The following is a 23,386-nucleotide window of genomic DNA, read 5'->3' on the forward strand; positions in this document are numbered from 1 at the left end:
CAAAGCGCGGCAAAGGAGAGACACCCGCAATGAAGTTGCCGCGCGAGCTGGGGCCCATTCATTTCATCGGAATCGGCGGGATCGGCATGTCCGGAATCGCCGAGGTGCTGCTCAATCAGGGCTACACCATTCAGGGCTCGGATGCTTCTGAGAACGCCAATGTGAAGCGGCTCGTCGAGAAAGGCGCGCGGGTGACGATCGGGCACGACGCCCGCGCGCTGGGCGAGGCCGCCGTCGTCGTCGTTTCGACCGCGATCAAGCGGGATAATCCAGAGCTTGCCGCAGCGCGCGAAAAACGCTTGCCCGTCGTGCGCCGCGCCGAAATGCTCGCCGAGCTGATGCGGCTCAAGCAATGCGTCGCCGTCGCCGGCACGCATGGCAAGACGACGACGACCTCGCTCGTCGCGACCCTGCTCGACGCCGGAGACCTCGATCCGACGGTCATCAACGGCGGCATCATCAACGCTTATGGCACGAATGCGAGGCTCGGCGGCGGCGACTGGATGGTGGTGGAAGCCGACGAGAGCGACGGCACCTTTCTCAAGCTTCCCGCGGACGTGGCGATCGTCACCAATATCGATCCCGAGCATCTCGATCATTTTCACACCTTCGACGCGATCAAGGACGCCTTTCGCCAGCTCATCGAGAATCTGCCCTTTTACGGCTTCGCGGTGATGTGCCTCGATCATCCGACGGTGCAGGAGCTCGTCGGCAAGATCGAGGATCGGCGCGTCATCACCTATGGCGAGAATCCGCAAGCCGATGTGCGCCTCCTCGACGTCAATCTCGAAGGCGGGGTCTCGCGTTTCAATGTGCTGTTGCGCGATCGCAAGAGCTCGCAGGCCGTCTATCTCGAGAACATGATGCTGCCGATGCCGGGCCATCACAACGCGTTGAACGCGACGGCTGCGATCACCGTCGCCTATCAGCTTGGGCTCAAGCCCGACGAGATCCGCAAGGCGCTGGCGGGCTTCGGCGGCGTGAAGCGACGCTTCACCAAGACCGGCGAGTGGAACGGCGTCGCCGTCTTCGACGATTACGCCCACCATCCCGTCGAGATCTCGGCCGTGATGCGCGCCGCGCGCGCCTCCACCAAGGGCAAGGTCATCGCCGTCATGCAGCCCCATCGCTACACGCGGCTGCAATCGCTTTTCGATCAGTTCTCCACCTGCTTCAACGACGCCGACGCTGTCATCATCGCGGACGTCTATCCGGCGGGAGAACAAAAGATCGAGGGCGTCGACCGCGACCATCTCGTTGCGGCGATCAAGGCGCACGGTCATCGCCGCGTCGCCGGTCTCCCGGCGCCGGAAGTTCTGCCGGCGATGATCCGCGAGATCGTCACGCCTGGCGATTACGTTGTGTGTCTGGGCGCCGGCAACATCACCCAATGGGCCTATGCGCTGCCGGAGCAGCTGGCGGCCGGCGGGCCGGGGGCGGGGTGAGGGTGAGCGATGCGGGCCGGCCTGGCGGGCGGGGTGGGGCCGTCCTTCTGAGAGAGTAGGAAGATGTGCTGGACCATGAGGAGCGCGAGCCCCGAGGACGAAGCGGCCCTCGTTGAGCTTTAGCGTAGCTGCAATTTGGTCGTGAGCTACAATGATCCAGCCGCCGACTTTCGTCTCGCGATGACGGGCGTCTGCTCTGACGTCCTCGTCGCCGAGGAGGACCAGGGTCATATCATCGGCAGCGTGCTGGTAGGGCACGATGGCCATCGGGGCTGGCTTTACTACCTCGCGACTGCAACGCGAGCGCAAGGTTCCGGAGTCGGTCGCAAACTCGTGGAAGCCGCAGAGCAGTGGCTGCGCGAACGCGGCGCCGTCAAGGCGCAACTCCTCGTGCGAGAAAGGAACTCCGGCGTAGTCTCCTTTTACGAGCGTCTGGGTTATGAAGTAACGCCGCGGGTCCTCATGAGCAAATGCTTGTGAGTCGGCGCAAGAAATCGTCGCTACGCTGCTTCTGAACGCCGTTTGGTTTGGTCGCCGCGCCCCGCCAAAAGCCCCTCGATCGAAATATCCTCGTCGAGCTCCTCCCAGTGCAGGCCAGCACGGCTGATTTCGAAGGCCTGCCGTTGCGACGGCGAGGCATTGAGCAGTCGTGGGAACCAGGCGAGGGGCACGCCCAAGGTGCGGCCGTCCGACAATTCGACCCACATGCTGTCCTCGTCGAAGCGGAGCGATTCAGCCGAAATGCTCATGCCATGCCCTCTCGATCAGCGCTGCGTTGTCTTCGATCATTCGCGCCAGTTCGCGCACTTGCCCAAGCCGGCCTCCCGACGCCGGAAGTGCTGCCGGCGATGATCCGCAAGATCGTCGCGCCCCCGCGATCACGTCGTGTGTGTGGGCGCCGGCAAGATCACGTTATGCCCTAACGCGCCGCCGGAGCAGTTGGCGGCGGGCGGACCGGGGACGGCGTGAGGGCGCCGTTGTCTCCGCTTCCTGGGCATTGTTAAGCCTTAACGCTTCTTTGAAAAGATCCATTTGCCTTCCGTCAGTCGAAGTATGCCTTTCTCGGACGGCTGCTCGGTCTGCATGTCGGTTTCCACTTCGACCTGTTTTTCGTCGGTCCAGCGAACGATACGCCAGCTTCGGTCTCCCGGGGGCGTCTCATAAAATTCTTTTGCAGGCGGAAACTTGTCCAGTCGCCATACGCCGATTGGACAGACCATGGCCCCGTAGTCACAATCGACAACAGCGAACCTGATCTGATCCGGCGAAAATATCGGCGCCGCTCCGATTTTCAGCTGGCCCGTCGATTCATAACTTAGGAACAGGAATTCGCTCCCCTCATACCCTGTTGTTCGGACGATATATGTTTTCGTGTCTGGAACGAATCCTACGAGCCCATAATCCTCGCAGCGTTCTGCGTCGTCCTTGTCGCAGGCCTTTTGATTGCTCTTGAAAGTCCTTTTGCGCCCGTCGGCAAAGGTTAGCGTGAGCTTCTCTCCTTTGCGCCTCGCGATTCCCTTTGTCGCTGCGATGCAGCCTTCCTCTCTCGTTTCCAGGCAGGAAACGAGTGGGCCCGAAGGGCTCTGAGCCAACGCAATCTCTGGGCACAAGAACGTCAGAGCAACGATCAACGAGACAACCAATATCAGAGCTCGTTGCATGGAGGCTTCTTATTGTAACGCATTAAAGCGCAGAGAATGTCGACAAAAGCCAACGCGTCCCTCACAACCCCCGCGCCCAGGCCGGGCGCAGCGGCGCGGCTTCGGGCGCGGCGATGGCCGCGCGCAGCTCGCCAAGCAACCGCTCCTTGTCTGCGCCAAGGGTCCCCTTGAGGATCAGCCAGTTCGAGGCGTGATCGCTGCGAAAGACCGTGCGCTTCAGCTCGAGCCGCGAGAGGAGAACCTCCATCTCCCGCATCAAGCCGACGACGTCGAGCGGCTCCCACTGAGGGAAATTCTCGCGAAATCGCGCCTCGCCCAGCGGGAAGCTCACGGTGAGCGTCGCGAGAAACTCGGGCTGCGTCGCATTCATCAGCGCCGCGGAATTCTCTGCGTGCTGGCGCGATAGAGTCTCGCCGCCGAGGCCGTTGAGGATCATCACCGAACGCTTGATCCCCGCCTCTCCGAGCTTCTGCAGCGCCGCGCGGGAGCTTTCGAAGGTCTCCCCCTTGTTGACGCGCGCGAGAACCTCGTCGTCGCCCGACTCTGCGCCGACATAGACGAGCGAGAGGCCGAGGCTTGCGAGCTCGCGCAGCTCCTCGACCGATTTCTTGGCGACATTGCGGGGCAGGCAGTAGCTCGAGACGCGGCGCACGCCAGGAAGTTCTCGTCGGACCGCCTCGAGCACGGCGGCGAGGCGTCGGATGGACAGCGTTATCGCGTCGCCGTCGGCGAGGAACACGCGCTTGACGGAATCCCCATAGATCTCGCCACAGCGTCGGATGGTCTCCAGAACTTCCGCTTCGTCGCGCGGGCGGAAGCGCTTCTGCGGCGCTGTATACATCTCGCAAAAAGTGCAGCGGTTCCAGGAGCAGCCGTTGGTGACGGGCAGAATAAGCGAGTCCGCCTCGCTCGGCGGCCGAAAGACGGGCTCGACATAGCGGATGGGAAGGATGCTCATGGGGGACGGGCTCCGTCTTGGCAGGGCGGGAAAGCCTCGAGGTTCAACGCGCTCCGCTCAAAGGCGAAGGCGCCGCCGCGGTGTTCATCCCTCGCTTTCGCCCGCTATGGCGTATTTACAACGGTTTTGGATTTTCGCTCAAAGGCGAAGGAGACCTTCAGGCGGCGCAATGTCGCTATCCTGAACGAGCGGGACGCGCTCTGAGCGCGATGCGAAAAAGTGGAGCCCGGTCTTTCGCGTGAATTTCGCGCTGACTGACGGTGACTTTCTGTCCCGCCACCGCTATGGGACCAAAGCAGTCAAGGCTCGCGACACTAAAGGCCGATGGGTTTTCCTGATATCAGCGCAAAAGTCCCCTCCGGCCTGCGTGGACGCGTCGCGGTCAACGAGCCGCTTGCGCCTTTCACCTGGTTTCGCGTGGGGGGACCGGCGCAACTCTTGTTTATGCCGGCGGATGAAGACGATCTGGCGCTGTTCCTGCGCGGACTGCCCCTGGAGATTCCCGTCACCGTCCTGGGACTCGGCTCTAATCTGATTGTTCGCGACGGCGGCGTGCCGGGCGTCGTGATTCGCCTCTCCGCCAAAGGTTTTGGCGAGATCGAGGTGGAGGAAGGGCATCGCCTGCGCGTCGGCGCAGCCGCGCCGGATGTGAAGCTCGCGCGTGCGGCGGCAGACGCGGGAATCGACGGCCTCGCCTTCTATCGGGGCATTCCCGGCGCGATCGGAGGCGCGCTGCGCATGAACGCCGGCGCGCATGGCGGCGAGACCAAGGACGCCTTGATCGAAGCCTGGGGCGTAAGCCGGTCGGGCGAGCGCCGCCGCTTCAGCAACGGCGAGATGGGCTTCTCCTATCGCCATTGCGGCGCGCCCGACGACGTGATCTTCACGCGCGCGCTATTTCAGGGGCGGCAAGGCGACCGCGAGATCATCCTTTCCGAAATGGAGCGAATCACCGCCGCGCGCGAAGTCTCCCAGCCCATTCGCGAGAAGACGGGCGGCTCGACCTTCGCAAATCCGGCCGGGCAAAAGGCCTGGCAGTTGATCGACGCCGCCGGCTGCCGCGGCCTCCTCCGCGGCGATGCCCAAGTCAGCGAGATGCATTGCAACTTCCTGATCAACCGGGGGGCTGCGACGGCGGCGGACATCGAAGGTCTTGGCGAAGACGTTCGCGCACGCGTGAAGGCCTCGAGCGGGATCGAGTTGCGCTGGGAGATCAAGCGAATCGGCGTCGCGGGCTGAGCGGTTCGCGGACTCTTCTGCGACCGGGGCGGGAAAGCCGGATGCTCACGAAAAATGGGGTATTAAGCGACGAAACTTCGGGCGTTCATCAAGACTGTTATACGGACTTGCGGAGGCTCTAGCCTGAGAGGAGGAAGTTACCAATATTAACCTGTCGAATTCAAAAAAATTTCGCATTTAATTGTTGTGGACAGCAGAAGTTTGATGTAAAGCTCTCTCGATCCGTGGCCGCCATTTTTCGCTTCTGTGAAACTCGCACAGTTCAAGCAGGGCGCGCCAAGTGGTCCATGTGTTTAGGGGCGAGCAAGAGAGAGCGATGAGCGACACGATGACATCCACCAACAACATCGAACTCGCAGCTGAGATAGTCTCCGCGTATGTCAGCAACAATTCCGTGCCTGCGGGCGACTTGCCTGCGCTGATCAACGACGTCCATGCGGCGCTCGTGCGCGTGGGCACCGGTGTCGTCGTCGCGCCGACCGAGCCGCCTAAACCCGCGGTGGCGGTCAAGAAATCGGTCACGAACGATCACATCATCTGTCTCGAGGACGGCAAGAAGTTCAAGTCGCTGAAGCGTCATTTGCGCACGCAATACGGACTCTCGCCGGAGGAATACCGCGAGAAGTGGGGTCTTCCTTCTGATTACCCGATGGTTGCGCCCAATTACGCCAAGGCGCGCTCCAATCTGGCCAAACAAATGGGCCTCGGCCAGCAGCGCCGACGTCGCGCGTCCAAGTGACTGGACTGAAACATTAAGTCAGCTCGTCGGCGACGCTCCTTTCCTCGGCGAAAGGGGCGTCTTCAATTTCAACAGGCGAAATCCGGCTGGAGCGAATTGCGCAAAAATCAACGGCCTTGCTTTTAGAATTCGCCTCAAGATATTGATCTAGCGCGATTTCTCGCTGCTCGTAAGATCCCGTTCGCGCGGAAGTCGCGCCAGCGCGACCTTCAGCCAGCAACAGCCCTCGAGGAGAGAAGCATGAGCACGGTCTTCGACGTGGAAAAAATGTCCTGTCAGAACTGCGTGAAGCACGTGACGAAAGCCGTGCAGGGCGTGGAGCCGGGCGCGCAGGTTCAAGTGGAGCTTTCGACCGGCAAGGTCACCGTGACGCCCTCGCCGGCAGACCCGGGGGCGGTCGCGAAGGCTATTCAAGACGCCGGCTATCCGGCGCAGGTCGCAGGATAGTTTCGGCGGCTTTCCCTTCCCCCGAATTGGCGTTAAAGCGGGCTTTCGCGAAAGCTGGCAGGCTCTTGCGAACAGGGCGCGCCGCCGCTTATTGAGGCGGCGACGCCGTTCGTGTGGCGATGCCGCCTGAACGCAGCGTGATCGAGAGCGCGAAGTGAAAAAGCGGAACCTCGTGTTTCGCCTCTTGCGCTCTGCATTTTTTGATCTACGGAAAGCCGCGTCCACCGCGGTATGGAGCCTTCATGCGTCCCAGCAAACGCGCCCTCGACGAGATGCGCCCGGTCAGCTTCGAGCGGAACGTCGCCCGCTATGCGGAGGGCTCCTGCCTCGTCAAATTCGGCGCCACGCACGTGCTTTGCACGGCTTCGCTCGAGGACAAGCCGCCCCAATGGCTACGAGGTCAAGGCCGGGGCTGGGTCACCGCAGAATATGCGATGTTGCCGCGCGCGACCCACACGCGTTCCCGCCGCGAGGTGACCTCTGGCAAGCCCTCCGGCCGCACCCAGGAAATCCAGCGGCTCATCGGACGCTCGCTGCGCGCCGTCACCAACCTTCCGGCGATGGGCGAGCGCCAGATCGTCGTCGATTGCGACGTGCTGCAGGCGGACGGCGGCACACGCACTGCGGCGATCACCGGCGGCTGGATCGCGCTGCGTGACTGTTTCGAGTGGATGCGGGCGCGCTCGATCGTCAAGGATTCGCCGCTGCGCGATCACGTCGCCGCGGTCTCCTGCGGCATGTTCGAGGGCAAGCCCGTCCTCGATCTCGATTACGCCGAGGATTCGATCGCCGAGACGGACGCCAATTTCGTCATCACGGGGTCGGGTGGCCTCGTCGAGGTGCAGGCGACGGCGGAAGGCTCGGTATTCACCACGGACGAGCTCGCGCGCCTGCTAGCGCTTGCGCAAAAGGGCGTCGACGAGCTCCTGGCCTTGCAAAAGTCGGCGCTCGCGTGAGCTCGCGCAAGCTCGAAGGCCGCCTCGTCGTGGCCTCTCATAATCCAGGCAAGCTTTGGGAGCTGCGGCAGCTGCTTTCGCCCCATGGCGTCGAAACGGTGTCCGTGGGGGAGCTCGGCCTGCCAGAGCCCGAGGAGACCGAGCCGACCTTCGCCGGTAACGCGCTTCTCAAGGCGCGGACCGCAGCTTTCGCCTCGGGCTTGCCCGCCTTCGCCGACGATTCCGGGCTTTGCGTCGAGGCGCTCGACGGCGCCCCGGGCATCTATTCGGCGCGTTGGGCCGGGCCTGAACGTGACTTCGGAGAGGCCATGGCGCGCGTGGAGCGCGAGCTGAAGGAGCGGGGCGCGACGCAGCCCTTTCGCGCGCATTTCCTCTGCGCGCTGGCGGTCGTCTGGCCCGACGGCCATGTCGAGGAATTCGAGGGGCGGATCGACGGCGTCCTGGTCTTCCCGCCGCGCGGGACCAAGGGATTCGGCTACGATCCGATTTTCCTGCCCGAGGGGCTCGACAAGACCTTCGGCGAGATGATGTCGGCCGAAAAGCACGCCATGCCGCACGACGGATCCCGGGCGCTCTCCCATCGCGCCCGCGCCTTTCAGGCCCTCGCGGCGTCGTTGCTTTAAATTCCCTAGAAATCGCTTTGTGACGCTTTTTGCGGGGCGGGCGCCTGCGCAAATTGTCGCAGTGCAGCATTTTTATTGCGTCTGGGAGCTGGCAGTCATAGTTCTGCCCATGGCCGCCGTATGATTCACGGCGAATTTGGCGCTTACGCGCGGTGCGGCACGACCTTTGCCTAAGCAGCATCGAAAGGAACGTCAGCGCCAGGAGCTTAACCATGACCAGCCTCGTAATGATCTTCGTCGTCGCGTTCCTCGCTTGCGGCTTCGTACATTTCGTCAAGAGAGACAGCGCCCGGCGCCAGGCCCAGGCTCGGGAGCTTTCGCGAAGCATTCTGACGGGCGCCTGGCTCTTGGCGCTTGCGCAGGCTGTGTCGCTCGCGAGGCTCACTTCCTAGTGCGCTTCCCGCTCGAACGGAATCGTTCGAGCGATAAGGAATCGCGCCAAATCAAACTGTTGAAGCATGTCCTGACCGGAAAACCGCTTCGCACTTTTCCGGGACATGCTTTAAAGCCCCGCGCAGTCGAGACTCTCGAAGGCCTGCGGGTGAGGCGGCTCCTAGATCACGCTGCGTTTGAGAGGGATCGCTCAAATGCAGATAAAGTGATAGATTCCAAAGTGTTAGAGCGCGATGCGCGCGAAGAATCGCGTGACGCCGAGCGGCCGGGGCCGCCCTAAGTTTCTGAACCGCCCAGAATTTTTGCCGATAAGCCCTTCCGCTCAACGGCGGCGCGTTCTAGACGACAAACGGCCGGATTCGAACAATCCGGGGCTAGCCGCTTCGCCAAATTCCGACATAATCGCCCCGCATGCATCGAGTCCGCGCGAGGCCCCGCGCTGGCCTGCCTGGTGATTCGAGGTCTTCACGTGAAAGAGCTGCGCCTCCTGCCTCCCGTTTCGCGCCGACGACTGCTGCAGACCGGCGCCGCAAGTCTGGCGCTGACGGGCGTCACGCGCCGACTCCTCGCGGCTACGCCGGAGGGCGAGACGGAGAGTCATGGTCTCTCCACCTTTGGCGAGCTGGCCGAACCGGCGGACTTCAAGCACTTCGGCTATGTCAATCCGAACGCCCCGAAAGGCGGCGTGCTGATCGAGTCGCCGGCCTCGCCGACTTTCGACACGCTGAACGGCTACGTGCTGCGCGGCAACGCAGCCCAAGGGCTCGGGCTGACGTTCGACAGCCTGATGGTGGGGAGCTTAGACGAGCGCGACGCGCTTTACGGGCTCGTCGCGAAATCCGTGCGCATTTCCCCCGATAGACTCACCTACCGTTTCACGCTGCGACCCGAGGCGCGCTTTCACGACGGCTCGAAGCTCACGGCCCATGACGCCGCCTTCTCGCTCAATATTCTGCGCAGCAAAGGCCATCCGGTCATCGCCCAGACGCTGCGCGATCTGCAAAGCGCCGAGGCCGAGGCGGACGATGTCCTTGTCTTGCGCTTTGCGGCAGGGCGCGCGCGCGACCTTCCGCTCTTCGCCGCCGGTCAGCCCATCTTCTCGAAAGCCTATTACGCGAAACGCGACTTCGAGGCGACCACGCTCGAGCCGCCGCTCGCCTCGAGCGCCTATAGGATCGATCAGCTCGAGCAGGGGCGGTTCATCGTTTACAAACGCGTGCCCGACTATTGGGGCAAAGACCTTCCCGTCAATGTGGGACAGTCGAATTTCGACGTGATCCGTTTCGAATATTTCGGCGACAGCCAGGTCGCCTTCGAGGCGTTCAAGGCGGGGGCTTTCAGCGAGCGCGAGGAGAACATCGCGCGCGTCTGGTCGACAGGCTACGACTTTCCGGCTTTCAAGGAAGGCCGCGTCAAGCGCATCGAGATTCCCAACGCCAATATTCCCGGGATCCAGGGTTGGGTCTTCAACACGCGGCGCAAAGTTTTTGCCGATCCCCGCGTGCGCGAGGCGATTGGGCTCTGCTTCGATTTCGACTGGACGAGCCGCAATTTGATGTATGACGCCTATAAGCGCATCTCGTCCTATTTCGAAAACTCGCCCTGCGCCGCCAAGGGGCCCCCGAGCGACGCCGAGAAGGCGTTGCTTGAGCCCTTCCGCGATAAATTGCCGGAGCGGGTTTTCGGCGAGCCGCCGGCGTCGCCGGTTTCCGACGGCTCGGGCCAGGATCGCGCCCTCTTGAAGCGCGCCTCCGACCTCTTCGCCGCGGCCGGCTGCCGGCGCAAGGACAATGCGCTGCTGCTCCCCGACGGCAAGCCGTTGGAATTCGAGTTCCTCGACTTTTCCAATCTGCTCGAGCGCCACACCCACCCCTTCATCAAGAATCTCAAGCTTCTCGGCGTCAACGCGCGGATGCGCGTGGTCGACGCCGCCCAGTTCAAGCAGCGGCTCGACGATTTCGATTTCGACATCGTGGTCGACAATCTGACGATGGGTTGGTCGCCTGGCGAGGAGCTGCAGAATTACTTCAGTTCGAAGACCGCGAGGGTGACCGGGTCGCGAAACCTCGCCGGCACGGCCGATCCCGTCGCCGACGCGCTGATCGAGAAGGCGTTGGTCGCCGAAACGCGCGAGGAGCTCGAGACCACCTGCCGCGCCCTCGATCGCGTCCTGCGTTCAGGTTTCTACCGCGTGTTTCACTGGTATAACCCCGTGCATCGCTTGGCCTTTTGGGATGCCTATGGCCGGCCGCAGACGCCGCCGCGATTCGATCCCGGCGTCATCTCGAGCTGGTGGTGGGACGCCGAGAGAGCCAAGCAGATCAACTTTCCGATGCGCTGATCCGATGGCGGCTTATATCCTGCGGCGTGTGCTGCTCATGATCCCGACGATCCTCGGGATCATGCTCATCTCCTTCACGATCATCCAGTTCGCGCCGGGCGGGCCCGTGGAGCGCATCATCGCGCAGCTCCAGGGCTTCGACGTTGGGGCAACCTCGCGCTTCTCGGGGGGCGGCAGCGAGGTCGGACAGGGCCAAGGCACGCAGGCGACGATCGGCGCCGCCGACGCCTCCTCGAAATATCGGGGCGCGCAGGGGCTCGATCCCAAATTCGTGGCCGAGCTCGAGAAGCAGTTCGGCTTCGACAAGCCGGCCTGGGAGCGCTTCCTGCTGATGGTCAAGAACTACGCGATGTTCGACTTCGGCCGCAGCTATTTCCGCGACGAGAAGGTCATCAAGCTCATCGGCGAGCGGCTTCCCGTCTCCATCTCGCTCGGTCTTTGGATGACGCTGATTTCCTACTTGATCTCCATTCCGCTCGGGATCGCCAAGGCCGTTCGCGACGGCGGCAAATTCGACGCCTGGACCTCGAACCTCATCGTCGTCGGCAACGCCGTTCCGAGCTTTCTCTTCGCGATGCTGCTGATCGTGCTCTTTTGCGGCGGGTCGTTTTGGCAGATCTTCCCGCTGCGCGGCCTCGTCTCGGAGAATTTCTCGGAACTGTCGCTGCCGGGCAAAATCGGCGACTATTTGTGGCACATAACACTGCCGGTCCTCGCGATGACGCTCGGCGCCTTCGCCACCCAGACCATGCTGACGAAGAACTCCTTTCTCGACGAGATCCGCAAGCAATATGTGCAGACGGCGCGCATGAAGGGGCTTACCGAACGGCGCGTGCTCTATGGCCATGTGTTCCGCAATGCGATGCTGATCGTCATCGCCGGCTTTCCCGGCGCCTTCGTGCACGCCTTCTTCACCGGCTCCGTGCTGATCGAGACGATTTTCACGATCGACGGGCTCGGGCTCCTCTCCTTCGAGGCGATCGTCAACCGGGACTATCCGGTCGTCTTCGCGGATCTCTACATCTTCGCGATGCTCTCGCTCGTCGTGAATCTGGTCTCGGACCTCGTCTACACCTGGGTCGATCCGCGCATCGACTTTGAAACCCGCGAGGTATGACGTTGATGACCGAAGCGCCCGCGCTCGACGCGTCACGCTCCTTCCTCGGGCTCCATCTCACGCCGCTCGACGAGCGCCGGCTGGAAAATTTCAAGGCCAACCGCCGGGGCTTCTGGTCCTTCTGGGTCTTCCTCGCGCTGTTCGTGATCTCGCTCTCTTCCAATGTCATCGCCAACGACCGGCCCATTTTGGCCTTCTATAAGGGCGAGCTGCTCTTTCCGATTTTCGTCTCCTATCCGGAGGAGAAATTCGGCGGCTTTTACGCGCATACGGACTATCGCGACCCGACGATCGCCCGGGAGATCGACCAGCACGGCTGGCTCTTGTGGCCGCCGATCCGCTTTTCCTATGACACGCATAATCTCGATCTGCCGACGCCGGCCCCGTCGCCGCCGACCTGGCTGCTCAACAAGGCGCAATGCGAAGCCGCCGCAGCGAAGGTGATCCCGCCGGGCGCGCCCAATCGCGGTTGTCGCGACATTGAATGGAACTGGCTCGGCACGGACGATCAGGGCCGCGACGTCGTCGCGCGTCTGCTTTACGGCTTCCGCATCTCGGTGCTGTTCGGCCTCATCCTCTCCTCAGTCTCCTCTGTGGTCGGCGTCGCCGCGGGCGCCGTGCAGGGCTATTTCGGCGGAAAGGTCGATCTGATCGCGCAGCGCTTCATCGAAATCTGGTCGTCGCTGCCGCAGCTTTATCTCCTGATCATCGTCTCGTCCTTCATAACTCCGGGCTTCTTCATATTGCTCGGAATTCTGCTACTCTTCTCTTGGGTCACGCTTGTGCATGTCGTGCGCGCCGAATTCCTGCGGGCGCGCAACTTCGAATATGTCAATGCGGCGCGCGCGCTCGGTCTCTCCGACGGGAAGATCATCTGGCGCCATCTTCTACCCAACGCCACGGTCGCAACGCTGACCTTCCTGCCCTTCATTCTGAACTCCTCGATCACAACCCTCACCTCGCTCGATTTTTTGGGCTTCGGCCTGCCGCCCGGCTCGCCTTCGCTGGGCGAGCTGCTGCTGCAGGGCAAGTCGAACCTCCAAGCGCCATGGCTCGGGCTCACGGGATTCATCGTGATCGCCTCCATGCTCTCGCTCTTGCTCTTTGTCGGCGAAGGGGTCCGCGACGCCTTCGACCCGAGGAAGACTTTCCGGTGAGCGGGTGCTAGATCTTCCCCTGAAGGAGCTCGGTCATGAACAAGATCGTGCGAGCGCATTTCCCCGTCGAGAAGCTGCCTCAGGAGTTGCGTGTCGGGCTCGACCTCACGCGGAAGGCAACGATAACGGTTGAGCTTGAAGAAAATGGAAGCTCGGACTCCCCAATGAGCTTCCTCGATATCTTCGCGGCCCGCGAACCCCCCTTCCGCAAGAAGGAAGAAATCGATGATGACTTGCGGGCGGATCGCGAGGAGTGGGGCAGGTGATCTTCTGTGCGTTCCAAAATCTATCTTGACGCCAATGTCTTCATCTATTTCGTTGAGGGCGAAGAGGTTGTCGCCACAGCCGTGCGCGATCTGTTCGCCTGTCTCGTGAAGAATGCGAGCCTCGCGGTGACCAGTGAGCTCACGCTCGCCGAAGTTTTGGCTCCGCCCAGGCGGCAGACGGCCCTGTCTCTGCCGGTCAAGCAGCGCCTCTACATGGACTTGATCGCAGAAGGCGGCGTTGTGCAACTTGAGCCCGTCACCAGAGACATCCTTGTCGGGACGGCGAGTTTGAGGCTTACGACGGCTTGCAAGCTTGCCGACGCAATACACCTCGTGACCGCAATCCACACCGACTGCAAATTTTTCATGTCTGGCGACTCTGACATGAGGCGTACGCCTAACGGAATGGTATGGCTGCCGCCCACGGCTGACGGGGTGCGCGCCTTTTTGGACAGGCTGACATGACCGCTCCCCTCCTCGATATCCGCGACCTCTCCGTCTCCTTCGTGCAGGGTGGCAGGGAGACGCTGGCCGTCGACCGCGTCTCGCTCTCGGTCGACAAGGGCAAGACTCTCGCGCTCGTGGGCGAGTCCGGCTCCGGCAAGTCTGTCACCGCCCTCTCCGTGCCGCGGCTCCTGCCATCTTCCGCCTATCATCCCTCCGGCGTCATCAATTTCGGCGGCCAGGATGTGCTGAAGATGAACGAAGCCGCCTTGCGCGGCATGCGCGGCGCGCGCGTCACCATGGTTTTCCAGGAGCCGATGACCTCGCTCAATCCGCTGCAAGTCATCGAGCGCCAGGTCGCGGAAATCCTAGAGCTGCACGGGATGCGCTCGGAGACGGCGCGGCGCGACCGCGTCGTGGAGCTGCTCGAGGAGGTGGGCATCCCCAATCCGCGCCAGCGGCTCGGCGCCTATCCGCATCAGCTCTCCGGCGGCCAGCGCCAGCGCGTGATGATCGCGATGGCGCTCGCCAACAAGCCCGACCTCCTCATCGCCGACGAGCCGACGACGGCGCTCGACGTGACCGTGCAGGCGCAGATTCTTGCGCTGCTCGACCGGCTGCGCAAGACTTACGGCATGGCGATGCTGTTCATCACCCATGACCTGGGTCTCGTGCGGCGCATCGCCGACGACGTCTGCGTGATGCAGAGGGGGAAAATCGTCGAGGCCGGGCCGGCGGCGCGCGTCTTTGCCGACCCGCAGCACCCTTACACCAAAGCGCTGCTCGCCGCGGAGCCTTCGGGCGCCGCCAATCCGACGCCGCCGAATGCGCCCGTGGTGCTCGAGACGGAGAATTTGCGCGTTTGGTTTCCCATTCGCGAAGGCTTCTTTCGTCGCATTGTCGATTACGTGAAGGCGGTGGACGGCGTCTCGCTGCAGCTCCGGGCCGGGGAGACCATCGGCGTCGTCGGCGAATCGGGCTCGGGGAAAACGACGCTGGGGCTTGCTTTGCTGCGGCTCGTCAGCTCGCAGGGCCCGATCGTCTACATGGGCAGCCGCATAGAGGCGAAATCGCGCAATGAGATGCGGCCCTTGCGGCGCGACATGCAGATTGTCTTCCAGGACCCTTACGGTTCGCTCTCTCCGCGCATGTCGGTCGCCGAGATCGTCGCCGAAGGCCTGGAGCTGCATCGCCCCGACCTCTCTCGCGACGCGCGCCGCGCGACTGTCGCCGCGGCGTTGAAGGAGACGGGCCTCGATCCCGCGACGATGGATCGCTATCCGCATGAATTTTCCGGAGGTCAGCGCCAGCGTATCGCCATCGCCCGCGCCATCGTGCTGGAGCCGAAGCTCGTCATCTTGGACGAGCCCACCTCGGCGCTCGACATGTCAGTGCAGGCGCAGATCGTCGATCTGTTGCGCGACCTGCAGAAGCGGCGCGATCTCGCTTACGTCTTCATCAGCCACGATCTCAAGGTCGTGAAGGCGCTCGCCGCGCAGCTCATCGTGATGCGGCACGGCAAGGTCGTGGAGGCGGGGCCGGCGACGGAAATCTTCGCGGATCCGAAGAACGAATATACGCGCGCGCTGTTCGCCGCCGCATTTCGGGTGGAGGCGGAGGGGTAGAGTCGGGCAGCTACAACATGTGCTGAGCCGCTTCGAGCACCATGCCCAAGGACTCCGCCTCGAATCCACGCGGTAGTCGCAGCCCCTTCGCCCAATAGCGCAGATGGCTGCGACAGCGGCGGCAGTCGGAACTACCGAACCCGTCGAGCGGCGTCGGCAGATCGGCGAGCGCGACGTTGATCGCGCATTCGTCGCCACCCGGAAAGACGAAGGCGCCGAGGACTTCTCCGGCGCAGGTGATTTGATCGACATGCCAATGCGCGCGCTTCTCCCGACGCATGTGCCGGGCCACTCTGGCCGCCAAGCCTCCGGGTCCCCGCGCCGAGCCGCAATAGAGATAGAATCCCGCCGCCAGTGACGCTCTGTTGCTGCCCGCTTTTACGGCGAGCGGCGCCGGCAGGGAGATGAGCAGCGCATAGGCTCCCGCCTCTTTGGGCGCAGCGGTCGCAGATCGAAAGAAGACCGACGACGCGCTATTCATTCTTCTCGCGCGAGGCCTTCCCGTGTCGCAAATCCCAAGGCGCGGGCCAGCGCCTGCGGCTCGTCCGTGCCCAGCCGAAACGACGCGCCATCCTTCTTCGCGATCTCGACGGCCTCGAGCCCATCGACATTATAAAGCCAACCGCGCGGCGTGAGACGAACGCCCCAGCCCCACCACCATTTGTTGCGCGCGGGCTCGGCCTTGGCGATCTCGCTTCGCGCGACGCGTCGCTTGAGCAAGCCTGGACCGAAGAACCAGACGAGCTCGTTCGGGGTCACTTCGATCGTCAGCGAGGAGAAGATCAGGCCGGTGAGCAGCATGATGGCGGCGACCAGAAGAGCCGGCGACCGCGGCGCCGCCAAATCGGCGGCGCCGGCAAAGAGCGTAGCCACTCCCAAAACAATGATGATTGTCCAACCGATTTGTCTGTGCCGGTAAAGGTTGCGCACGTCGCTCGCTCCATCACTTCCTTCCAAACAACCGCTCGATATCCGAAAGCTTCAGCTCCACATAGGTGGGCCGGCCGTGATTGCACTGGCCTGCCCCCGGCGTCGCCTCCATCTCGCGCAGAAGCGCGTTCATTTCCTGCGGCGCGAGACGGCGGCCCGCGCGCACCGAGTGATGGCAGGCGCAAGTCGCGAGCACATGGTCGAGCCGTCGCGTGAGCGCGCGCGCGTCGCCTTCCTCGGCGAGAAGATCGGCGATGTCGGCCACGAGACGCTTGGCGTCGATCTCGCCCAGGATCGCCGGCGTCTCCCGCACGAGCACGGCGCCGGGGCCGAAAGGCTCGACGACGAGCCCGAGCGCGGCGAGCTCGTCCAAGGCCGGCGTCAAGGCTTCCAGCCGCTGCGGATCGAGATCGACCACGGCCGGGATCAGCAGCATCTGGCGCGCCACGCCCTCCGTCTCGCGCTGGCGTTTGAGCTTCTCATAGACGAGCCGCTCATGCGCGGCGTGCTGGTCGACGATGACGAGGCCATCGCGCGTCTGCGCGAGAATATAGGTCTCATGCAACTGCGCGCGCGCGGCGCCGAGCGGCGCCTCGAGATCTGGCGCCATCGGGGGCTCGACGGCCGCGCGGACGTCGGCTTGCGGCGGCGCGTGCAGATAGGATGCCTGCGCCGTTTCTTCGAGACCCGAAGCCGGCGCGAACATCGCCGGCGCGTTGGGCGATTGGCGATAGTCCCAATTGGCGGGAGGCGAGGGACGATAGTCGCGACGCCCGGAAAGGAGATCGAGCGCCTTTCGCGCTGGCCCGTCGGCGCCGCGATGCAAGGCGGAGGCGAGCGCCTGTTTCAACGCGCCCACGACGAGTCCGCGCACGAGCCCAGCGTCCTGAAAGCGCACCTCGGCCTTGGCGGGATGCACATTGACGTCGACGACGCTTGGATCGATCTCGAGAAAGAGAGCCACGACCGGGTGACGGTCGTGGCTCAAGAAGTCGAGATAGGCGGCGCGCAAGGCGCCGGCGAAAAGCTTGTCGCGCACCGGCCGGCCGTTGACATAGACATATTGCATCTGCGCATTGGCGCGGTTGAACGTGGGCAGCGCCGCGAGGCCCGTCAGGCGAAAGCCTTCGCGTTCAGCCTCGATTTCCACCGCATTGGCGACGAAGTCCTCGCCGAGCGCTTGCGCAAGGCGCCGCGCGCGTCCGGCGCGATCTCCCGGGCAGGCGGAATAGTCGAAACCGCCGCCGCCGCTGAAGCTGAAAGCGACCTGCTGATGCGCCATGGCGAGGCGTTTGACGGCGTCGGACGCGGCCTGCGTCTCGGCGCGATCGGACTTCAGGAATTTCAGACGCGCGGGAGTCGCGGCGAAAAGGTCGCGCGCTTCGATCTTGGCGCCCTTTGGCCAGTCGCTCAACCGAAGCCCGCGCTTCTCTCCGGCCTCGACGCGCAAGGCGAGACCGTGAGGAGAATGGGCCGAGCGAGTCTCGATCAAGAGATCGGAAACGGCGGCGATGGAGGGCAGCGCCTCGCCGCGAAATCCCAGCGTTAAGATGCGCGTAAGATCGCCATCGGGAATTTTGGAGGTCGCATGGCGTTCGACCGCGAGGAGAAGATCCGCTTCATCCATGCCGCAGCCATCGTCGATCACGCGGATCAGTCGCCGGCCGCCGTCTTCGATCGCGACGTCGATCTTTCTTGCGCCGGCGTCGAGCGCATTCTCGACGAGCTCTTTTACGGCGGCGCTCGGCCGTTCGATCACCTCGCCGGCGGCGATGCGGTCGATGAGTATGGGGTCGAGGCGACGAACGGGCATGGCGAATCTTCGAGGAATCGGATCGACATTATAGCGCGCCGGGATCGCGCCGCGAGCGGGCGCTAGGGAAGGGCAGGCGAAAGGCCCTTTGGATCAGCGGGCGCTGGATGAAGGTTGACGGCGCGGCGAGGGCCCCAGAAGAGCGTCGAAAGCCGCCGATGCGTCGAAAAACGAGCGGGCCCGATACGATAGGCGGAAGGAAGGCGAATAGGCTTTGCGCGATCCCTGCGGCGCGTTGCGCAGGGATCGCCTCATTCAAACGAAATTACTTTTGGGCAGGCTCGGCCGACTGATCGGCAGGCTTGTCGGCTCCGCTATCCTTAGACTTGGAATGGTGCTTCTTGCTCTTCGCGTCCGCCGGGACTGTGCCCGAGACGGTCAGCGCGAAGGCGGAAAGGATCATCACTGCGGCAGCGAGCATCTTCTTCATGATTCACTCCTTCACGTTAGCTTTGGATCCGACGCGAGCCCAACCTCCTCGAGCTTAACGCCGACCAGATGCAGGTATAATCTTGACCGATCTTTCACGCCAGAGCCAGGCAAAACGCATTTCCTGCCCTAATGCGCATAATCTGCATGTTATGTGTCAAACCGGCACAGGACGCGACCGCATCGCGGAAGTCCCCCGCGCGAGGCCTGGGTTCAGCCGCCTTCGCGGTAATTGGCGATGATCGAGCGGGTCGGAGCCGAGAGAGTCCACACGAAGCCTTCGGGCAAAAAGTCCAGCGTCGCGGCGCCGTCCAGCGCTTGCGCCACGAGGCGGCGCAGCACCTTGTGGCCAAATCCCGCGCGCGGCGGCGGAGCTACAGCCGGCCCTCCCGATTCCCGCCAAACGAAGAAGAAGCGATCGGCCTCTATGCGCCAGCTCAAGGAGATGCTGCCGCCGGCGACGGAAAAGGCGCCATAGGTCAAGGCGTTGGCGGTGAGCTCGTGCAAGGCGAGCCCGATGTTTTGCGCGGCTTCGGGCTTCAGCATGATCTTCGGCCCCTCGACATGCGCGTGCTCCCCAATCTCGCCCGCGCCGACGTCGAGACAGTAGGCGATTTGCGCGCGCACGAGATCATGCATGGAGGCGCCGCGCCAATCCTGCGAGATCAAGAGATCATGCGCCATCGACAACGCCTGCAGGCGAGCCGAAAACTTGCGTTGATATTCCTCGACGGAAGCGGCGCCGGCGCTCGTCTGGCGTGACATGGACTGCACGACCGCGAGAATGTTCTTGGAGCGATGCACGAGCTCGCGCAGGAGCGTGCGCACGTGCTGCTCACGATGCTTGCGCCACGTGATGTCGCGCGCGGTTCCGACGATCCTGACGGCGCGACCGGCGTCGAAGAAGGTGCGTCCACGCACGGAAACCCAGCGCTCGACCTTGTCGTCTTGGCCGATCACTCGATATTCCGCTTCGTAATCGTCGACGTTCTCGGGGTCGAGCGCCTGGACGATCGCCTCCTGGGTGCGCTTCTTGTCCGAGGGGTGTAGTAGCGCTGCGCGAAATACGTCGAGGTTGGCCGGCGCGTCCTTCGAAAGCCCCCAGAGCGCGCGTACGCGTTCGTCGAGCAGAACCTCGCCCGTGACGAGGTTCCAGTCCCAAAGCCCAATGCGTCCTGCGTCGAGCGCGAGCTTCATCCGCTCTATCGTGAAGGCCTGCTCAAGCGGATCGCTCTGGTCGGAGGCGCCTAATGGCTCATACGAAGAAGTTTCAGACACGCTCTCATTTCCTGATCGAAGACATTCTACGTTGCTTCGCCAGCAAGCGCCATCACGATCCGCCATTCAGACTCCGTCACGGGTTGTACGGAAAGTCTGGAATTTTTCACGAGGACCATGTTGGCTAGTCTCGGCTCCGCCTTGATGTCCGCGAGCGTCACCTTGCGTTTGAGCGGCGAGACCGCCCGAACGTCGACCATGCCGAACTTGCCGCTCGGATCCGTATGGTCGGGATAATAGCGTTTGATCACCTCGACGACGCCGACGATGGCCTTCTCTTCATTGGAGTGGTAAAAAAATCCGCGCTCGCCGAGCTGCATCGCCATCATTTGCTGCTTGGCGAGATGATTGCGCACGCCATTCCAAAAAGTGCCCTCGGCGCCGGCTTCGAGTTGCTGTTCGAAGGACCAAGTCGAGGGCTCACTCTTGAACAGCCAATAGGCCATCTCAAAGCTCCGCGCCAACGACGCGCCGGAACGGCTTCACGTCGACACTCGTGAAGAGCCCAGCCTTGGCGTAAGGGTCCTCGCGCAAAAGCGTCTGCGCCGCCGCGAGATCGGCGCATTCGAGGATGAGCAGCGAGCCGATCGGTCGCTCCTCTGCGTCGAGGAACGGGCCTCCGAGCTTCACGCGCGCGGCGTTCGCCTCGAGAAAGGCGAGATGCGCCGATCGCGTCGAGAGACGCAATTCCAAATGGCCGGGCTTGTCCAGGCAGATGGCGGCAAAGAGCACGTGTGACCTCGCGAAAAAGGGCGTCCTCGCGGCGTTGCGAGAGCTAAGTCCTGCGAAAGGACCGAATAATTAGCCGGCGTGCTCTTTCGTATTGAGCATTCGCGCGCCGAGATTGACGATTTCCTGGCGCAGAGTCGCGACATCGCCGGCGTCCAGCGAGACCGAGGGCAGCGCCGAACCCCGCATGCGCTCGCGATCCTTGCGCAGGGCGTTGATCGCGCCCTCCAACATTGAATTGTCGGCGCGGGCGGTCTCGAGCTTTTCGGCGTAGTCGCGCGCCTCGTCGCGTGATTGGCGAAGGGCCAGCTCGAGTTGCGCGATCCGGCTCGCCTTGCGTTCCGAGTCGTCGCGGCTCGTGGCGCGCAAGGCGTTGAGCTCGTCTTCCAGCCCCTGCTTCCTGGTCCGAACGCTCTCGAGTTCTGGACGCAGCTGTGCGAGGTCGGCCGCCGCGGCGTCGAAGCCATTCGCTCTCGGAGAGAGCGAGGCGTTTTCCCTTTGCAGCGCCTCGACGGCGCGGCGCAGCCCGCGATAGTCCTCATGCAGCTCGGCGAGCCTCGCGTTCAGCGCGTCCTCCGCGGCGCTCAACTCGCCGCGAGCATCCGCTCCGAACGCCTGGGGATCGAGGTTCGCGTCCCGCAAGCCGTTGAGGAGTCTTTCGTAGCGCGCGATCACGCCGTGCAGCGCGCGTTCGGTCAGGGCGAGCAGTTCGGCGCGCTCGCCGAGCTGGTCGCGCGCTTCGGCAAGCTCGCGCTGCAACTCCCGAGACTGCGCCTCGGCTCGCTTTTGCTTCTCCTCCTGCTCATGGAGCTGCACGGTCTTTCGGCCGATCTCGAGGAGATGTTTGGCTTTTGTGGCTCTCGCCTCGTCGAGCTCCTGCGCGATCTTTCGCTCTCGAAAGGCGTGATCAGCGCGCAGCAGGTCGCGCTGGGCGATGGCCTCCTCGCGCGTGAAGGGCGCGAGCATCTGCAGTCGGCGCATCGACAGCCGCGAGGCCCGCGCCCAAAGCGCTGGCAGGAACAGCAAGACGAGAATCCCGGCAAGCAGGAAGCCGAGCGCCAAAAACATCGCTTGTTCGATCGACACGCTTGCAGCCTTATTCTCAAAGTCGAATTCTGGACTCGTGCGAATACTTATCGTTCGAACGATTCAGCTCGAAGGACAAGCGTACGACGAATCGCCGGCCGAGCGCGCCGGCCTGAGCGGCCTTTTTAATCCAAGGTCGCCGACAAATCAAAGCGGGCTGGCGTTCGGGCCGATCGGGCGCGTTTTGTTGAGCTGACCAAAATCTAGAAAGGTGGCGCCTTGCGCGTCGCTTCGTGACAGGTCGACATATTGATGGTCGACGAGCACCTCTCGCGCCGAATAGTGCTGCCGATCGCGAACCAGCTGATTGGAGCTTTCGTCATGGCCGCTGAAGATCACGACAATGTCGGCGTCGGAATGGGCGAAGTCCTCCTTTTCCCAACCGTGCAGCGGACTTTCCTCGTCGAGCGGATGCATCAGGGTCCAGGTCAAAGCAAAGACGGGATTGTCGTCGCGGGTGAGCCTGAGGCGATAGAATTTTCGAAAGCTTGCGCTCTCCGCTGTCCGTTCCTGGCGGATGATCCACAGTTGCGCGGCGGCCTCGGTGATCGCGTTGACGCGCTCATTGGCGAAGCGAATCATCAGCATGCGCGCGCCGTCGTGCGGGGCGATGACGGGATTTTGCGCGAATAGGAGACGCGCCCGAGGTCTCGCAAAGCGAGCGAAGGTTGCGCCGGCGACGATCGCAACCGAGGAAACGCCGACGAAGGTCGCGATGGTCGCGACGAGATGTCCGTACAGCGAGTGGGGGTGCAAGTCGCCATAGCCGACCGTCGCGAGCGTCTCGACGCTGAAGAAGAAATAGTCGGCGAAAGATCCGGGGCGGGCGTTGGCGACCGGCTCGTCGCCGAAGGCGGCGCCGAGCACATAAAGGAGCGCGAAGAGCGTGTTGAGGCAGATGAAGCCCGCAGCCAGCGCCGCGAAAAAGCGGGGCCAGCTCGCGGTCATCGCATAGTGATGCAGATCGGTCCAGAAGCTTTGCGGGAGGCGTTCGGCGATGATCTTTCGCTCGCCCAGCCGGAAGACTTTTGTTCTCGTTCGATGCGCCGCCATCGGCCGGCGCTCAGAACGGGTTCCAGGTCGGGCCGGGGGTGAACTTCAGATAGCCGAGACTGACGCCGAGCCGCGCGCCGACGCCGGAGCGGATCGGCGTCACGACGACGCCGCCGTCGCCCGACGAGAGCGACGTGAAGCCGAGGCCGCCGATGAAGAAAGCCGAGCCGTCGATGCCGGCGAAGCGCTGGTGAATCGCCTCGACCGCCGGGAGGTTATAAACGAGCATCATCGTGCGGTCGCCGTCGGCGCCCGCGTCGAAGCCGAGCGACGGGCCCTCCCAAAACACGCGCCGCCGGCCTGCGTTGCGGGTGTACATCTCGCCCTCGCCATAGCGCAGGCCGCCGATAAAGGCGCCACCCGCCTCCTGGCCGAGAATATAGGCGTTGGGGCGCCCCCACTTGCTCGTCAGGGTCTCGACGCCCTCGCCGAGGCCGCGCGAGATCGCGCCGAAGAAGCGGTGGCCGCTGTCGACGACCTCATTGTTGGAAAAGCTTTCCGGCTGCGAGGACTCGGCCATTGCGAAAGCCCGCGGCGCCGAGAAGGCGAGGCCGCCGGCCGCCAGACGCAGCATCGAGCGACGCGAGAAGGACGAAGAGGAATCAGGCTTGCTCATGTCGATGGCCTCTCGGCGCGGAACGCGCCGCCTTTGCGCGA

27 protein-coding genes are annotated in these 23,386 nt (G+C 63.4%); 14 read left to right on the top strand and 13 right to left on the bottom strand.

Translation table 11 applies throughout. From position 1 onward, the window contains the following. The first annotated feature begins 29 nt into the window (after positions 1-29). A complete protein-coding gene (gene murC, locus QMG80_RS04595; protein ID WP_085771747.1) occupies positions 30-1,445 on the top strand; it encodes a UDP-N-acetylmuramate--L-alanine ligase in 1,416 nt (471 codons plus the stop codon). A gap of 135 nt (positions 1,446-1,580) precedes the next feature. Further along, entirely contained in the window at positions 1,581-1,925 is a 345-nt protein-coding gene (locus tag QMG80_RS04600; RefSeq protein ID WP_285892576.1) for a GNAT family N-acetyltransferase, read from the top strand. A gap of 20 nt (positions 1,926-1,945) precedes the next feature. Here the strand turns inward: QMG80_RS04600 and QMG80_RS04605 are convergent, their stop codons facing one another. The 3 genes from QMG80_RS04605 to QMG80_RS04615 all read right to left on the bottom strand — a co-directional run bounded on the left by QMG80_RS04605 (position 1,946) and on the right by QMG80_RS04615 (position 4,064). Beyond that, positions 1,946-2,194: a DUF2442 domain-containing protein gene (locus tag QMG80_RS04605; protein WP_085771748.1), complete on the bottom strand. Its 249-nt coding sequence runs from the start codon at positions 2,192-2,194 to the stop codon at positions 1,946-1,948. A gap of 258 nt (positions 2,195-2,452) precedes the next feature. Continuing rightward, positions 2,453-3,106, bottom strand: a complete 654-nt coding sequence (locus tag QMG80_RS04610) for a hypothetical protein (protein WP_158658724.1) — start codon at positions 3,104-3,106, stop codon at positions 2,453-2,455. Positions 3,107-3,167: 61 nt separating this feature from the next. Continuing rightward, positions 3,168-4,064, bottom strand: coding sequence for a radical SAM protein (locus tag QMG80_RS04615; protein WP_085771750.1), 897 nt, complete (start codon positions 4,062-4,064; stop codon positions 3,168-3,170). A gap of 324 nt (positions 4,065-4,388) precedes the next feature. Here QMG80_RS04615 and murB point away from each other — a divergent pair, with 324 nt between their 5' ends. The 12 genes from murB to QMG80_RS04675 all read left to right on the top strand — a co-directional run bounded on the left by murB (position 4,389) and on the right by QMG80_RS04675 (position 15,411). Beyond that, entirely contained in the window at positions 4,389-5,303 is a 915-nt protein-coding gene (gene murB, locus QMG80_RS04620) for a UDP-N-acetylmuramate dehydrogenase (protein WP_085771752.1), read from the top strand. Between the two features lie 328 nt (positions 5,304-5,631). Then, positions 5,632-6,042: a Ros/MucR family transcriptional regulator gene (locus QMG80_RS04625; protein ID WP_085773677.1), complete on the top strand. Its 411-nt coding sequence runs from the start codon at positions 5,632-5,634 to the stop codon at positions 6,040-6,042. 240 nt (positions 6,043-6,282) lie between these two features. After that, entirely contained in the window at positions 6,283-6,489 is a 207-nt protein-coding gene (locus tag QMG80_RS04630; protein ID WP_085771754.1) for a heavy-metal-associated domain-containing protein, read from the top strand. A gap of 242 nt (positions 6,490-6,731) precedes the next feature. After that, the gene (rph, locus tag QMG80_RS04635) at positions 6,732-7,445 is read left to right on the top strand and encodes a ribonuclease PH (protein ID WP_085771755.1); all 714 of its coding nucleotides are present in this window, start codon (positions 6,732-6,734) and stop codon (positions 7,443-7,445) included. Beyond that, positions 7,442-8,068 carry an RdgB/HAM1 family non-canonical purine NTP pyrophosphatase gene (gene rdgB / locus QMG80_RS04640; RefSeq protein WP_085771756.1) on the top strand — a complete coding sequence of 209 codons (627 nt, stop codon included), beginning with the start codon at positions 7,442-7,444 and terminating at the stop codon, positions 8,066-8,068. Before rph ends, rdgB begins: the two co-directional genes overlap by 4 nt. A 212-nt stretch (positions 8,069-8,280) precedes the next feature. Then, the gene (locus tag QMG80_RS04645; RefSeq protein ID WP_158658725.1) at positions 8,281-8,460 is read left to right on the top strand and encodes a hypothetical protein; all 180 of its coding nucleotides are present in this window, start codon (positions 8,281-8,283) and stop codon (positions 8,458-8,460) included. Positions 8,461-8,930: 470 nt separating this feature from the next. Further along, positions 8,931-10,802, top strand: a complete 1,872-nt coding sequence (locus tag QMG80_RS04650; protein WP_245299892.1) for an extracellular solute-binding protein — start codon at positions 8,931-8,933, stop codon at positions 10,800-10,802. A 4-nt stretch (positions 10,803-10,806) separates the two neighbouring features. Further along, positions 10,807-11,919, top strand: a complete 1,113-nt coding sequence (locus tag QMG80_RS04655) for a microcin C ABC transporter permease YejB (RefSeq protein WP_085771757.1) — start codon at positions 10,807-10,809, stop codon at positions 11,917-11,919. A gap of 5 nt (positions 11,920-11,924) precedes the next feature. Beyond that, complete coding sequence (locus tag QMG80_RS04660; RefSeq protein ID WP_245299893.1) at positions 11,925-13,076, top strand: ABC transporter permease; 1,152 nt, start codon at positions 11,925-11,927, stop codon at positions 13,074-13,076. 35 nt (positions 13,077-13,111) lie between these two features. Further along, positions 13,112-13,342 (top strand): hypothetical protein, encoded by a 231-nt coding sequence (locus QMG80_RS04665; RefSeq protein ID WP_085771759.1) that lies wholly within the window; start codon positions 13,112-13,114, stop codon positions 13,340-13,342. A gap of 6 nt (positions 13,343-13,348) precedes the next feature. Continuing rightward, the gene (locus QMG80_RS04670; RefSeq protein ID WP_085771760.1) at positions 13,349-13,807 is read left to right on the top strand and encodes a type II toxin-antitoxin system VapC family toxin; all 459 of its coding nucleotides are present in this window, start codon (positions 13,349-13,351) and stop codon (positions 13,805-13,807) included. Further along, complete coding sequence (locus QMG80_RS04675; RefSeq protein ID WP_085771761.1) at positions 13,804-15,411, top strand: ABC transporter ATP-binding protein; 1,608 nt, start codon at positions 13,804-13,806, stop codon at positions 15,409-15,411. Before QMG80_RS04670 ends, QMG80_RS04675 begins: the two co-directional genes overlap by 4 nt. Before the next feature lie 10 nt (positions 15,412-15,421). Here QMG80_RS04675 and QMG80_RS04680 read toward each other — a convergent pair whose 3' ends face one another. The 10 genes from QMG80_RS04680 to QMG80_RS04725 all read right to left on the bottom strand — a co-directional run bounded on the left by QMG80_RS04680 (position 15,422) and on the right by QMG80_RS04725 (position 23,345). Beyond that, complete coding sequence (locus QMG80_RS04680; RefSeq protein WP_085771762.1) at positions 15,422-15,892, bottom strand: GIY-YIG nuclease family protein; 471 nt, start codon at positions 15,890-15,892, stop codon at positions 15,422-15,424. Continuing rightward, a complete protein-coding gene (locus QMG80_RS04685) occupies positions 15,889-16,341 on the bottom strand; it encodes a hypothetical protein (RefSeq protein WP_085771763.1) in 453 nt (150 codons plus the stop codon). Before QMG80_RS04685 ends, QMG80_RS04680 begins: the two co-directional genes overlap by 4 nt. Before the next feature lie 13 nt (positions 16,342-16,354). Continuing rightward, complete coding sequence (mutL, locus tag QMG80_RS04690) at positions 16,355-18,154, bottom strand: DNA mismatch repair endonuclease MutL (RefSeq protein WP_085771764.1); 1,800 nt, start codon at positions 18,152-18,154, stop codon at positions 16,355-16,357. A 265-nt stretch (positions 18,155-18,419) separates the two neighbouring features. Beyond that, complete coding sequence (locus QMG80_RS04695; RefSeq protein WP_158658726.1) at positions 18,420-18,584, bottom strand: hypothetical protein; 165 nt, start codon at positions 18,582-18,584, stop codon at positions 18,420-18,422. A gap of 212 nt (positions 18,585-18,796) precedes the next feature. Beyond that, positions 18,797-19,861: a sensor histidine kinase gene (locus QMG80_RS04700; RefSeq protein WP_245299894.1), complete on the bottom strand. Its 1,065-nt coding sequence runs from the start codon at positions 19,859-19,861 to the stop codon at positions 18,797-18,799. Positions 19,862-19,887: 26 nt separating this feature from the next. Beyond that, positions 19,888-20,307 (bottom strand): EVE domain-containing protein, encoded by a 420-nt coding sequence (locus tag QMG80_RS04705; protein ID WP_085771767.1) that lies wholly within the window; start codon positions 20,305-20,307, stop codon positions 19,888-19,890. A 1-nt stretch (position 20,308) separates the two neighbouring features. Further along, the gene (locus QMG80_RS04710) at positions 20,309-20,593 is read right to left on the bottom strand and encodes a YciI family protein (RefSeq protein ID WP_085771768.1); all 285 of its coding nucleotides are present in this window, start codon (positions 20,591-20,593) and stop codon (positions 20,309-20,311) included. A gap of 69 nt (positions 20,594-20,662) precedes the next feature. Next, positions 20,663-21,676: a coiled-coil domain-containing protein gene (locus QMG80_RS04715; RefSeq protein WP_085771769.1), complete on the bottom strand. Its 1,014-nt coding sequence runs from the start codon at positions 21,674-21,676 to the stop codon at positions 20,663-20,665. Between the two features lie 147 nt (positions 21,677-21,823). Next, on the bottom strand, positions 21,824-22,729 hold the full coding sequence (locus QMG80_RS04720) for an ion channel (RefSeq protein WP_085771770.1): 906 nt from the start codon (positions 22,727-22,729) through the stop codon (positions 21,824-21,826). A 10-nt stretch (positions 22,730-22,739) separates the two neighbouring features. Further along, complete coding sequence (locus tag QMG80_RS04725) at positions 22,740-23,345, bottom strand: DUF1134 domain-containing protein (RefSeq protein ID WP_245299895.1); 606 nt, start codon at positions 23,343-23,345, stop codon at positions 22,740-22,742. Positions 23,346-23,386: the final 41 nt, after the last annotated feature.

This window comes from Methylocystis bryophila, from assembly GCF_027925445.1.
Lineage (GTDB): Bacteria > Pseudomonadota > Alphaproteobacteria > Rhizobiales > Beijerinckiaceae > Methylocystis > Methylocystis bryophila.

Coding starts and splice junctions, on each gene's coding strand:
- QMG80_RS04645 (WP_158658725.1), top strand. CDS start 8,281: ATGACCAGCCTCGTAATGATCTTCGTCGTCGCGTTCCTCGCTTGCGGC.
- QMG80_RS04625 (WP_085773677.1), top strand. CDS start 5,632: ATGACATCCACCAACAACATCGAACTCGCAGCTGAGATAGTCTCCGCG.
- QMG80_RS04705 (WP_085771767.1), bottom strand. CDS start 20,307: ATGGCCTATTGGCTGTTCAAGAGTGAGCCCTCGACTTGGTCCTTCGAA.
- QMG80_RS04725 (WP_245299895.1), bottom strand. CDS start 23,345: ATGAGCAAGCCTGATTCCTCTTCGTCCTTCTCGCGTCGCTCGATGCTG.
- mutL (WP_085771764.1), bottom strand. CDS start 18,154: ATGCCCGTTCGTCGCCTCGACCCCATACTCATCGACCGCATCGCCGCC.
- murC (WP_085771747.1), top strand. CDS start 30: ATGAAGTTGCCGCGCGAGCTGGGGCCCATTCATTTCATCGGAATCGGC.
- QMG80_RS04680 (WP_085771762.1), bottom strand. CDS start 15,892: ATGAATAGCGCGTCGTCGGTCTTCTTTCGATCTGCGACCGCTGCGCCC.
- QMG80_RS04675 (WP_085771761.1), top strand. CDS start 13,804: ATGACCGCTCCCCTCCTCGATATCCGCGACCTCTCCGTCTCCTTCGTG.
- QMG80_RS04720 (WP_085771770.1), bottom strand. CDS start 22,729: ATGGCGGCGCATCGAACGAGAACAAAAGTCTTCCGGCTGGGCGAGCGA.
- murB (WP_085771752.1), top strand. CDS start 4,389: ATGGGTTTTCCTGATATCAGCGCAAAAGTCCCCTCCGGCCTGCGTGGA.
- QMG80_RS04605 (WP_085771748.1), bottom strand. CDS start 2,194: ATGAGCATTTCGGCTGAATCGCTCCGCTTCGACGAGGACAGCATGTGG.
- QMG80_RS04695 (WP_158658726.1), bottom strand. CDS start 18,584: ATGAAGAAGATGCTCGCTGCCGCAGTGATGATCCTTTCCGCCTTCGCG.
- QMG80_RS04655 (WP_085771757.1), top strand. CDS start 10,807: ATGGCGGCTTATATCCTGCGGCGTGTGCTGCTCATGATCCCGACGATC.
- rph (WP_085771755.1), top strand. CDS start 6,732: ATGCGTCCCAGCAAACGCGCCCTCGACGAGATGCGCCCGGTCAGCTTC.
- QMG80_RS04610 (WP_158658724.1), bottom strand. CDS start 3,106: ATGCAACGAGCTCTGATATTGGTTGTCTCGTTGATCGTTGCTCTGACG.
- QMG80_RS04665 (WP_085771759.1), top strand. CDS start 13,112: ATGAACAAGATCGTGCGAGCGCATTTCCCCGTCGAGAAGCTGCCTCAG.
- QMG80_RS04615 (WP_085771750.1), bottom strand. CDS start 4,064: ATGAGCATCCTTCCCATCCGCTATGTCGAGCCCGTCTTTCGGCCGCCG.
- QMG80_RS04630 (WP_085771754.1), top strand. CDS start 6,283: ATGAGCACGGTCTTCGACGTGGAAAAAATGTCCTGTCAGAACTGCGTG.
- QMG80_RS04660 (WP_245299893.1), top strand. CDS start 11,925: ATGACCGAAGCGCCCGCGCTCGACGCGTCACGCTCCTTCCTCGGGCTC.